This is a genomic window from Pseudomonas sp. 28 E 9 (assembly GCF_900004785.1).
Lineage (GTDB): Bacteria > Pseudomonadota > Gammaproteobacteria > Pseudomonadales > Pseudomonadaceae > Aquipseudomonas > Aquipseudomonas orientalis_A.
Genome location: NZ_CVTK01000011.1, coordinates 126,537 through 137,383 on the forward strand (window position 1 = coordinate 126,537; position 10,847 = coordinate 137,383).

Genomic DNA, 10,847 nt, shown 5'->3' on the forward strand with positions numbered 1-10,847 from the left:
CAGCCTGTCCACTCACTATAAGCCCCACAGTATGAGGATTGGCCATGACTGAATCACGACGTCCCTACGACGCTGCGCAGCCCGAACCGATTGATGATAACGAAGACCGCATGGGTTCGATGCGCGAGCTCGATTTTGATGAAGAAGACCAGACGGCCCAGATCGGCGATGAAATACCGCGTGACGAGCGCGAGCACCTGATGCCCGAAGAGCGGGTGCGCGAAGCCGGCATGACCGGCGCTTCGACGGATGATCATGAGTCGACCGATGACGATATGAGCCCGGAAACCCTGATCCATGAAGATGGCGCGCGGGATGCGCGGGAAGCCGGTGAAGACAGCGCGGCTGACTATGATCTGAGCGTTGTGGGTGAAGAGGATATCGGCGGCGGAAATGGCCTGGACGAGGCCGAACTGGCCGACCTGGACCCGCTCAACGGCAAGCGCTGACACCACGCAGTTCAACATGTGGGAGGGGGCTTGCCCCCTCCCACATGGATTTCGGTGTTTAGACAACGGGCGTGCAGGCCATGACGACCGCATATTCACCGCCGGGTAATAATCCCGCCGGCGCCCCATCTGGCCCGCTCACCGGCAAGCGCTGACACAACGCGATCAAATGTGGGAGGGGGCTTGCCCCCGATAGCGGTGTGTCAGGCACTTAACTGTCACTGATACACCGTTATCGCGGGCAAGCCCCCTCCCACATGGATTTCGGTGTTCAGTCGACTAACGTGCAGGCCATGACGACCGCGTCTTCGCGGCCGCCCACAGCAGGGTAGTAATCCCGGCGACGGCCAATCTCGTTGAAGCCATAGCGCTCATACAGGCGAAACGCGCCGGTATTGCTGTCACGCACTTCCAGGAAACACTCTCGAGCGTTGGCCGCGTAGGCGCGGGACATCAAATGTTCCAGCAGCGCCAACCCCAACCCTCGGCCCTGGTTCTCCGGCTTGACGGTGATATTCAACAGGTGCGCCTCATCGAGGATGATCTGCACCACGCCATGCCCCACCTGCTGCTCGCCTTCGAACATCAGCCAGATCTGGTACTTGCCCAGGCCGTCGAGAAAGATGCCACGGGTCCAGGGGTGGCTGAACGCTGCGTATTCGATCTTCAGCACGGCGTCGAGGTCGGCCTCGGTCATCGGGCGAAAGGATAAAGCCTCACTCATCGGTTGTTTTCCAGCGCGCCATCAGCCGGCGCATGGCTTGCCAGACATCAGCCTTACGCTGTGGCTCTTCCATTAATAATTCCAGGCCGGGCAGCGCCCAGACCGAACCCAGGCTTTCTACCTGCAATTCGCGGTACCAGGCTTCGGCATTGGCTTGACCGGCAAAGCGCACGGCGGGCAGGCCGATCAGCCACAGGCATACGCAAGGTTCGTCTTCCAGGCGTGCCGAGACAAAACTCTGTACAAAATCCCGCGCGGCTTCCGGGCCCTGGTCCATGGTGCCGCGCACCAACAGCGGCCAGCGCACCGGGTCGCCGACAATTTGCGGGCTGTCGGGCAGGCCGGCGGCGCGCAGCATATCCTTGAGCAGCAGGTAGGCGGGGTCGCGCGACTGGAAACGTTCGCCGGTGGGCAATTCCACCAGCAGCAGGCAACGGCCCGCGCGCAGCAGTTGCAGGGCAAAGCGTGGTGGCGGCACCACCGGGGCCTTGACCACCGGGGCCGCCTCCTCGGCAACCACCGCCTTGACCACAGGTGACGGGCGCGGCACCTCGATTTTCGTGCGTTCCACCGTCGCCCGCACGTCGGGCACAGGCTTGACCACCGCAACCGGCGCGGCGGCTTCCTCGCCTGAAGGCTCGAACGCCTCATAGGGCTCAGGCACCTGCAACAGCTCGGGCCGCGAGGGCGCGGCAAACGGCAGTTCGGTGCGGGGCAGCCAGTTGACCACCTGCATGGCGCTCAAGTAAGCGCGACGTCGGGACTCGATAAGCACAGCTCGGCCACTTGTGGATAACTAAAGAGCGGGGATTCTACCGCTGTTCGGCAACAATCGCCCACTGCACACTGACCGGCTGTGGATAAATCCCGCGCCCGATGCAGTACAATCGCGACTTTTAATCGCCAACCAGCCGGCCATTCCCATGATCGAACCCAAGCGCGTCCTGCGCGCCCTCGCCGAACACTGGGCCTTACTTGAGCCACTGTGCGAACACTTCGACCAAGGCACCCTGAGCCTGAGCGAACTGCGCGCGCAACTGGCCGCCCAACAACTGGACAGCACGCCCCAGGACATCACCAGCCTGCTGGACGTGTGGATTCGCCTGGATATCCTGGTGCCTGTCGCCAAGAGCCCGAACCGTTTCGAGCTCAACGCGCAGATCCACGACTTCCTGGCTTATCTGCGCAAGGAGCACCGGCTTGGCCTGTGCCTGGAAATCGAAGCCTACCTGCGCCACCTCGAGCGCCTGGCCGGTTATATCCAGGACGCCTTCGACATCCGCGATGGCCACGACCTGGCCCGCCAACTGCGCCTGCTGGATATGCGCGTGCGCGATGTGCTGAAAAAACTCGCCAACGACGAACAGGCCCTCGCGGCCGTGGCCGACCGCGCCAAGACCAGCGACCGCCAGATCCCGTTGCGCCAGCGTTACGCCGAGGTGCTGGCCACCTGGGACGAATACGTCGAACCGATGATCCAGTTGGTGAACGCCGACGGCGCGTTCGAGCAAGGCGTGCGCAAGGTCGAGAATGTGCTGCTGCGCCTGCTCACCGAGCAGCAGCGCCTGGGCCAGTTGGTGGACGACGACATGCTGCTGCGCACCCATGCACGCATCCTCGAGATGCAGACCAGCGCCCAGTTGACCTTGCGCCATGCGCGCGAGCTGCTGTTGCCGCTACGCGAAGAGGCCCGCCGACACAATGCCGTGACCCGTGGCGCGGCGCTGGCCCTGTCGGCGATCCGCCGCAAAGGCCTGGACGCGGTGCCGCAGGCCGCCATGCCGCTGTTCACCCGCCCGCAAAGCACCTTCCTGGGTAGCGCAAGCCAGGTGGAAGCCTATGTGTATGCCCTGGCCAATTTCGAACCGAAACCGGCGCGTTTCCCCAAGGCGCACAAAACCCACAAGGGCGAAGCCCAGCGCGCGCCGCGAACGGTCAAGGAAATGCTCGAGCGCTGCGAAGACGCCCTGCCGATGCCGGACCTGATGACCTGGCTGCTGGAGCAGGAACCGGACGGTGCCACCGACGAGTTGCTGTACTGGTTCTCGCGGCTCTCGCGGGAAAAACGCTTCAAGCGCGAACGCCTGGAGCGCCGCGACTATCACACACACGAGCACCAGGTCAGCCTGCGCTCCTTCGCCCTGCTCCCGGCCGGCGTTGACGCCACCGAGAATTCTGCGAGCACGCCTTATGCATCTTGATCTATCCGAACTGTCCCAGCTGGCGCCGATCTTTCGCGAGCTGTTCAAGGGTTACCACGTCAGCCGTCGCGACCCGGAGCTGTACGCACAGCTGTCGAACTTCCAGGACCAGTACCGCACGCTGTTCAAGGCCCTGGGTTTCGAGCTGGTCTGCGATACCCGTGGTTTCTATTATTTCGTGCCGGATTCGGCCATCGCCAGCGCGCAGGTGAACAAGACTGCGCAGCGTCTGGCCCTGTTCACCTTCATCCTCGTCGAGCACCTGGCCGACCAGGGCCGCGACCCGGTCGCCGTGCTCGATGGCGGCAGCCTGGGCCGCGATGAGCTGCCGTCGTTGCTGGAAAAGTACCGCGACCTGTTTATCCAGGCCGAAGTGCAGACCCAGGAAGAACTCGAAGAAAAAATCATGCGGCGCATGACTCAGTTGGGCTTTGCCGGCGAAGACAATGGCATCTATCGCTTCCTGCCACCGATGCATCGATTCCTCGACGTGTGCCTGTCGGTGCAGCAGGACCGCGACCTCGCCGCCAGCGTGCACAGCGTATTGCCGCTGCCGGTGCCGGTGATCATCGACGCAGACAGCGATGAAAAACTGCTGGAGACCGACGACCCGCTGGACCTGAGCGACTTCGCTGAGGAAAGCGAAGAAGACGCCCTCGCCCGCGCCATTGCCGAAGAACAGGAGACCGACGCATGAGTAAGGAACGCTACGGCATACGCCGCTTCGCCCTGTTGAACACCGCCGGCTACAGCCTGGGCTTGTTCCCGCTGGAAGAACCGCTGTCGGTGTATGGCGCGAACAACCTGGGTAAATCCGCGTCGATCAACGCCTTGCAGTTCCCGATCCTGGCGCGCATGTCGGACATGAGTTTCGGCAAGTACACCCTGGAGCAATCGCGGCGCTTCTATTTTGCCACCGACACCAGCTACATCCTGGTAGAAGTCTCGCTGCCCCACGGCCCGCACGTGATCGGCGTGGTCGGGCGCGGTCCGGGCGGAGGCTTCGGTCACCAGTTCTTTGCCTACGCCGGCAAGCTGGACCTGGCCCACTATCAGAAAAACGACACCTGCCTGCGCCAGAAAGAACTGTTCACCAACCTTGAGCGCGAAGGCCTGAAAGCCTATGAACTCAAGCCCGATGAACTGCGGCGCTTGCTGGTGGGTGGCCATACGTCGATTCCGCTGGACCTGACGCTGATTCCCCTGCGTTCCACCAGCGAACAAAGCCTGAAGACGTTCCGCGCGCTGTTTATCAACCTGCTGCACATGCGCGAAATCACTGCGGCCAAGCTCAAGCAATTGTTCCTCGATGCGTTCGAACACAGCTTGCGTTCCGGCAGCGTCGATTACATCGCCGCGTGCGAAGAAGCCTTCCGCGATGTACGGCGCATGGAGCAGGACTACCACTCGCTGGTGGCCGCCGGGCCGTTGGTCGAAGCGCTCGCCAATGGTGTGAAACAGCGCGATATTTTGCGCGGCAAATTGCATCGCCTGTCGCCGTTGCTGGATTCGCTGCTGGGCACCTGGTCGGACTACGCCAGTGCGCGCAAGGAAGAGCTGACGATCCAGGCCGAGCACTATCGCAACGAGCAGGATGCGCTGCAGCACGACCAGCGCGGCGGCACCCAGGAGCTGATGCGCCTGGAGCGTGAGATCAGTGGCATCCAGCGTTGGTTGGGCGAGCTGTCGGTGCTCAAGCATCGCTTTGCGCTGGTCGATGATGTGAGGGTGCTGGAGCAGCAGTTGCTCGCGGCCAAGGATGCTCACGACGAGTTGGCGGGCGCCCTGGCGCAGTCCCGGCAATTCAGCGCCGAGGACTTGGACGAGCGCCTGCGCGACCTGGAAAAACGCTTGAAGTCGGTCAAGCAGCAGCTGGACCACGCGGACAACAACAGCTACGCCAAGCTGCGCGAAGAATTTTCGCAGCAGGACGTCGAGCGCCTGATGCGCCTGTTCAACAGCTCGTTGTTCAGCCTGCCGCTGGGCGAGCACGGCATCACGCTGGACGAGGACGGCCAGTGGGTCAAATCCCTGGAGCAGATCCTCGATGGCTTCAAGGGCGAGCGTTTCGAAGTGCCGGGGCTGTCCATCGACATCTCGCATATCGAACCACCGGCGTTGCAGGCGCTGGCCGATCGCGCGGCACTGCGCGATCAGAAAGAGCGTCTGGAAAAAGAGCTCAAGCAACTCAAGACTCAGCAAGCCGTAGCCTCCGACCGCGCCGCGAGCAAGACCCAGACCGAAGCGCTGTACCAGCAGGTGCTCGACGCGCAGAAGGCGCTGGAGGACTTCCGCCGTGCGCAAACCCTGAGTGCGGAAGAAGGCGAGAAGCTGGAACACCTGGCGCAGATGGAAGCGGCCCAGGACGAACTGAAGCGCTCCAGTGATGCGTTCACCGAACGCGTCCAGCAGTTGTCGGCCAAGCTGCAACTGGTCGGTCGCCAGATCGGTGATATGGAAGCCAAGCAACGCACGCTGGACGACGCCTTGCGCCGTCGTCAGTTATTGCCGGCGGACCTGCCCTTCGGCACGCCGTTCATGGACCCGGTCGACGACTCCATGGACAACCTGCTGCCGCTGCTCAACGACTATCAGGACAGCTGGCAAGGTCTGCTGCGCGCCGACGGCCAGATCGAAGCGCTGTATGCGCAGGTGCGCCTCAAGGGCGTGGCCAAGTTCGACAGCGAGGATGACATGGAGCGTCGTCTGCAACTGCTGATCAACGCCTATGCGCACCGTACCGACGAAGCCCTGACACTCGGTAAGGCACGCCGCGCAGCGGTCACGGATATCGCCCGGACCTTGCGCAATATCCGCAGCGACTACGACAGCCTGGAACACCAGCTGGCGTTGTTCAACCGCGAGATCAACAAGCGCCAGGTCTCCAACCTGCAGAGCTTTCGCATCGTGCTGGCGCCGAACAAGGAAGCCCTCAAGCACATCGACCAGATCATCCACAGCGCCGGTCAGTATGAAGAAGGCGAGACGTTGTCGGTGTTCGATCTCAGCCAGAGTGCCGAGCAGGACAACAAGAACGAAGAAGCCAAGGAATACCTGGCCCGCCTGGTGGCGGCCAACCATAACCAGCTGGGCCTCAAGGATTTGTTCGAACTGGCGTTCGAGATCACCAAGGTCAACGGCCAGCCGGTGATTCATACCGACATCGATGGCGCCGCGTCCAACGGCACCACCATGACCATCAAGGCGCTGACCAACATGTACTTGTTGCTGCACTTGATGGACCGCGAGCAGGCCGGACGCGTGCGCTTGCCGTACTACCTCGATGAGGCAGCGGATATCGATGAGAAGAACCAGGCCGCGTTGCTGGAAACCAGCCTGCAGCTGGGTTTCGTGCCGATCCTGGCCAGTGTGAAGCCGCAGGTGTCCGCCCAGGTGGCGATCGACCTGGAAGGCGGCAGCGGGCCGAACGGGATCTACATTGATGAGGCGGACTGGAAGTACATTCGTCGACATGATGCGGTGAAGGCGACGATTAACGTGCAGGCCGATGAGCCGGAGCTGGATGAAGTCTGACGTGTAGCGCTGAAAGGCAAAAAGGCCGCGATCTTCTGGATCGCGGCCTTTTTTGTGGGCTGGGGTTTTGTGTTGGATTTGAGGGCCTCATCGGGGGCAAGCCCCCTCCCACATTCTGATGTGTGAATACATTCAAAGCGTGGGAGGGGGCTTGCCCCCGATGGCCGCGCCTCGGTCTACTTACCCAGTGGAATCTTGGGCGCCCAGGTCAGCCACTCATCCTCGAACTTGTCGAACAGCGCAAAGGTCTGCTGCGGCCGCGCCGGGTTGCCCATGCGTTCGCCATCAGGCGTGGCAAAGGCAATACCGCCGGCAACCAGCGTCTCCAGGGACTCGGTACGCACCGTCGCGCCCTTGAACAAGCCGAAGTCGAGCCCGAAGCCGCTGGTGTTCCAGAAGCGGCTGCCACTGCGGACCAAGGGTGCGTACTTGGGCTCGATAAGGATATGCACCAGGACACGGTCGGCGGTCTGCCCCAACTCATAGCCGGTGACTTTGCCCACGGTGACTTCACGGTAGGTGACGGGCACGCCTTCCTTGAGCGAACCACGGCGCGCGGCGCTGAGCGTCAGTTTCAGGCCAGCCTCCTGATGTGCGGCCTCAGGCGGTTGCGCAAGGGCGACAAAACTCTTCTGCGGGCCGGCGTTTTTCGCCGCCGGTTGCACTTCGATGTACTGCCCGGTAACCAGGGTCTGCAGATTCGCCGTCTTCATCAGGCCCAATTCAGGCTTGACCACCCAGAACTGACTGCCCACCCGTGCAATGCGATCGGCCACTTGAGTGATACGCGCGCTGAGCAGCACTGATTGCATGTCGGCACTCAGGTCCACACTTTCGATCTTGCCCACGTCCAGGCCTTTGAAGCGCACCGGCGTGCCAGGGCTCAAGCCGTCGGCGCGGTCGACCTTGATGGTGACCAGCGTGCCGTGCTGATTGGCAGCGTCGCGATCGGCAAACAGGCGGAAACGCGGGATGTGCCTTTTCAGCGGCACATTCGGTTCCGGCGTTTCAAAAGCAATACCACCGGCCATCAGGCTGGCCAGGGATTCGCTTTTCACCTGGATACCGCTGGTCAGCCCGCCGGTGAGGGTGACACCGCTGGCATTCCAGAAACGGGTCGAACCGTTGACCAGGCTTTCATACTCTTTCTCGATGTGAACACCGATCACCAATTGCTTTTTCTTGCGTGAGAACTGGTAGCTCTGTACCGAACCGACCTTGACCTGCTTGTACAGAATCGGGCTGCCGACATCCAGCGAGCCCAGGTTGTCGGTGAGCAGCACCATGTGCAGGCCCGGGGAGCGCAGGTCCAACGGTGGCGCCTTGGCGCGAGCCACGTATTCACGTTGTGGCGCGGTGCCCTTGTCACCGGGGCGGATGGCGATGTAGTTGCCTTTGACCAAGGCCTCCAGGCCGGTGATGCCGGCCAGGGAGATGGACGGTTTGACCACCCAGAATTGCGTGTCCTGCACCAGATAGTCTTCGGCCAGCGGGTCGAGGGTCAATTCAGCGCTGGCACTGGACAGGTCCGGGTCGATCTTCAGGGTTTTCAGGCTGCCGACCTCGATGCCCTTGTACATCACGGGCGTACGTCCAGCCTGCAGGCCTTCGAAATCGGTGAGCTTGACCTTGACCTTGATGCCCGCGGCGGCGGCGTCGAAATCTTCGTACAAGCGGAACGGCAGGCTCGGGTCGGTTGGCGGGCTGTCCTTGCGATTTTCCGGCGTGACAAAGGCGATACCGCCGGCAACGATGCTGGAAAGCGATTCGCTGCGAACCTTCACACCCGACAGATTGGCGTCGATGCTGATGCCGCTGGCGTTCCAGAAACGCGTGTGTTTGCGCACCAGGTTGGCATAGGTCGGTTCGATATAGACCTTGATCTCGACAGTACTGTGGTCCTCGGACAACAAGTAGCTTTTGACCTGCCCCACCTGGATCTGCTTGTAGAACACCGGGCTGCCACGGTTCAGCGAACCCAGGCGATCAGCCTTGAGCGTCAGGTGCAGGCCTGGCTTGGCGTCGGATAACGGCGGCTCCTCGGAGAGCGCCTTGAACTTGCGGGTCGGCTCACCATCCCCCGGGCTTGCGGCGATGTAGTTACCCGACACGAGGGTTTCCAAACCGGTGATACCGGCGAGACTGACGCTGGGCTTGACCAGCCAGAAGCGAGTATTGGTCCTGAGGTATTGCTCGACGTCCTTGTTCATCTCGATGGTGGCAATCACCCCGCGATTGTTGCCTTCGTCATCCAGCGCCAAGGCTTTGACCTTACCCACCGTCATGCCTTTGTAGACCACCTCGGTCTTGTTGACTTGAATGCCTTCGCCGCTTTCAAAGCGGACCTGGATCTCGAGACCTTGCTGGGAGTAGGCACGCCAACCCAGCCAGCCACCGATGATCAGGGCAATCAGCGGCAGCACCCAGATGGCCGACCAATTGGATGCAGGGCGGGTTTTAGCTTTAGGCAAATCACTCATGGTCGTCATCCGACTCCGTGTTATCCCAAATCAGTCGGGGATCGAAGGTTACTGCGGCAAGCATCGTCAAGATCACCACACTGGCGAACGCTGCAGCGCCGAGATTGGCCTCGACACTGGCAAGTCGCCCAAAGTTTACGACCGCCACCAGGATGGCGATCACGAAGATATCCAGCATGGACCAGCGACCGATGAATTCGATAAAGCGGTACATGATAATGCGTTGTTGCGCGGACAGCGGCTGACGGCGCTGTACCGAAAACAGCAGCAGGCCGATGCCCACCAGCTTGAACGTAGGCACCAGGATACTGGCGATGAACACCACGGCGGCGATAGGGAACATGCCGTGCTGTACCAACTGGATCACGCCGGACATGATGGTGCTGGGGTCGCCCTGGCCGAGGGAGTTGACGGTCATGATGGGCAGCAGGTTGGCGGGGATATACAGGATCGCCGCCGTAATCAGCAATGCCCAGGTACGTATGAGGCTATTGGGGCGACGTACGTGGATCAGCGCACCGCAACGGCTGCAGAGTTGCTCATCGGCGTCCGCTTCCTGCTTGTTCAACTCATGGCATTCCGTACAAACCAGAATGCCCGCATCAATCGCCCGCATGGTCATCCTCTCCCGACAACGCCTGCCAGATCTGATGGGGTGACATCACCACCTCGAGCAGGACCTGGACCATTAAAAGACTGACAAAGCACGCCAGACCCAGGCCGAGCGTAATGGAGGCCATGTCCGCAAGCTTCACAAGCGCCACCAGGACGCCCATCAAGTAGACCTCCAGCATCCCCCAGTCTTTCATATGGTGGTAGATGCGGTAGAACAGCAGTCCATAACTGCGACCGATGTTCCAGCGGATGCTGAGCAGCACGGCCAACTGGCACAGCAATTTGAGCAGGGGAATACCCATGCTGCAAAGGAAAACCACGATGGCAACCCCTTGCATACCGGTGTTGAACAGGCCGACCACGCCGGTCCACACGGTGTCCTCTGAGGACTGCCCGAGTAGATTGAGCTGCATGATGGGTAAAAAATTCGCAGGTATGTACAGCAACAGAGCTGCCAGCACCAGGGCGAGGCTTCGCTCAACGACATTGTGACGGTGCGCGTATAGCTCGTAGCCACAACGTGGGCATTGAGCTTTTTCACCGAGGGCGAGCACGGGCTTGCGCATCAGCAGGTCGCACTCATGGCATGCCACCAAGTCATCCAGCGGTAAGTCCGACACCTGGAGGGCATCAACCGGATCGGGCATAAATAGGGCTCTGGCTCTAAAAAAGGTTAGGTACCTATTCTAGTGGTCTGGTTCAGAAATAACTGTGCAAATTTGTCGGCGAGGAACGCTTTTCGAGCGCCCAAAACAAAACCCCTGTTTGCGTTAGCAAACAGGGGTTCTGGAATTTAATCTTGACGATGACCTACTCTCACATGGGGAAACCCCACACTACCATC

The 10,847-nt window shown here is 61.2% G+C and carries 9 protein-coding genes; 4 read left to right on the top strand and 5 right to left on the bottom strand.

Translation table 11 applies throughout. The annotated features are described in order from the left end of the window. Positions 1–44 precede the first annotated feature (44 nt). A complete protein-coding gene (locus BFQ00_RS01905) occupies positions 45–449 on the top strand; it encodes a serine kinase/phosphatase (protein WP_065932465.1) in 405 nt (134 codons plus the stop codon). A 271-nt stretch (positions 450–720) separates the two neighbouring features. Here BFQ00_RS01905 and rimI read toward each other — a convergent pair whose 3' ends face one another. Together rimI and BFQ00_RS01915 are read right to left on the bottom strand one after the other, a co-directional pair. After that, positions 721–1,173, bottom strand: a complete 453-nt coding sequence (gene rimI, locus BFQ00_RS01910) for a ribosomal protein S18-alanine N-acetyltransferase (protein ID WP_003188286.1) — start codon at positions 1,171–1,173, stop codon at positions 721–723. Further along, positions 1,166–1,909 carry an energy transducer TonB gene (locus tag BFQ00_RS01915; protein WP_065932466.1) on the bottom strand — a complete coding sequence of 248 codons (744 nt, stop codon included), beginning with the start codon at positions 1,907–1,909 and terminating at the stop codon, positions 1,166–1,168. Before BFQ00_RS01915 ends, rimI begins: the two co-directional genes overlap by 8 nt. A gap of 187 nt (positions 1,910–2,096) precedes the next feature. Here BFQ00_RS01915 and mksB point away from each other — a divergent pair, with 187 nt between their 5' ends. Genes mksB through mksF form a run of 3 tightly spaced genes read left to right on the top strand, consistent with a single transcriptional unit; the run spans position 2,097 to position 6,908 of the window. Beyond that, positions 2,097–3,374 carry an Mks condensin complex protein MksB gene (mksB, locus tag BFQ00_RS01920; protein ID WP_065932467.1) on the top strand — a complete coding sequence of 426 codons (1,278 nt, stop codon included), beginning with the start codon at positions 2,097–2,099 and terminating at the stop codon, positions 3,372–3,374. Continuing rightward, positions 3,364–4,071 carry an Mks condensin complex protein MksE gene (gene mksE / locus BFQ00_RS01925; protein WP_065891759.1) on the top strand — a complete coding sequence of 236 codons (708 nt, stop codon included), beginning with the start codon at positions 3,364–3,366 and terminating at the stop codon, positions 4,069–4,071. Before mksB ends, mksE begins: the two co-directional genes overlap by 11 nt. Further along, the gene (mksF, locus tag BFQ00_RS01930) at positions 4,068–6,908 is read left to right on the top strand and encodes an Mks condensin complex protein MksF (RefSeq protein ID WP_065895811.1); all 2,841 of its coding nucleotides are present in this window, start codon (positions 4,068–4,070) and stop codon (positions 6,906–6,908) included. The genes mksE and mksF overlap by 4 nt, the downstream gene beginning before the upstream one ends. A gap of 176 nt (positions 6,909–7,084) precedes the next feature. On the opposite strand, the gene BFQ00_RS01935 is transcribed toward mksF, so the two are convergent. From BFQ00_RS01935 to BFQ00_RS01945, 3 genes are read right to left on the bottom strand one after another with little or no spacing between them, the layout of a single operon-like run. Continuing rightward, positions 7,085–9,388, bottom strand: a complete 2,304-nt coding sequence (locus tag BFQ00_RS01935) for a PqiB family protein (protein WP_065932468.1) — start codon at positions 9,386–9,388, stop codon at positions 7,085–7,087. Beyond that, positions 9,381–10,004 carry a paraquat-inducible protein A gene (locus BFQ00_RS01940; protein ID WP_065932469.1) on the bottom strand — a complete coding sequence of 208 codons (624 nt, stop codon included), beginning with the start codon at positions 10,002–10,004 and terminating at the stop codon, positions 9,381–9,383. The genes BFQ00_RS01935 and BFQ00_RS01940 overlap by 8 nt, the downstream gene beginning before the upstream one ends. Continuing rightward, a complete protein-coding gene (locus tag BFQ00_RS01945; RefSeq protein WP_065888082.1) occupies positions 9,991–10,650 on the bottom strand; it encodes a paraquat-inducible protein A in 660 nt (219 codons plus the stop codon). Before BFQ00_RS01945 ends, BFQ00_RS01940 begins: the two co-directional genes overlap by 14 nt. Positions 10,651–10,847: the final 197 nt, after the last annotated feature.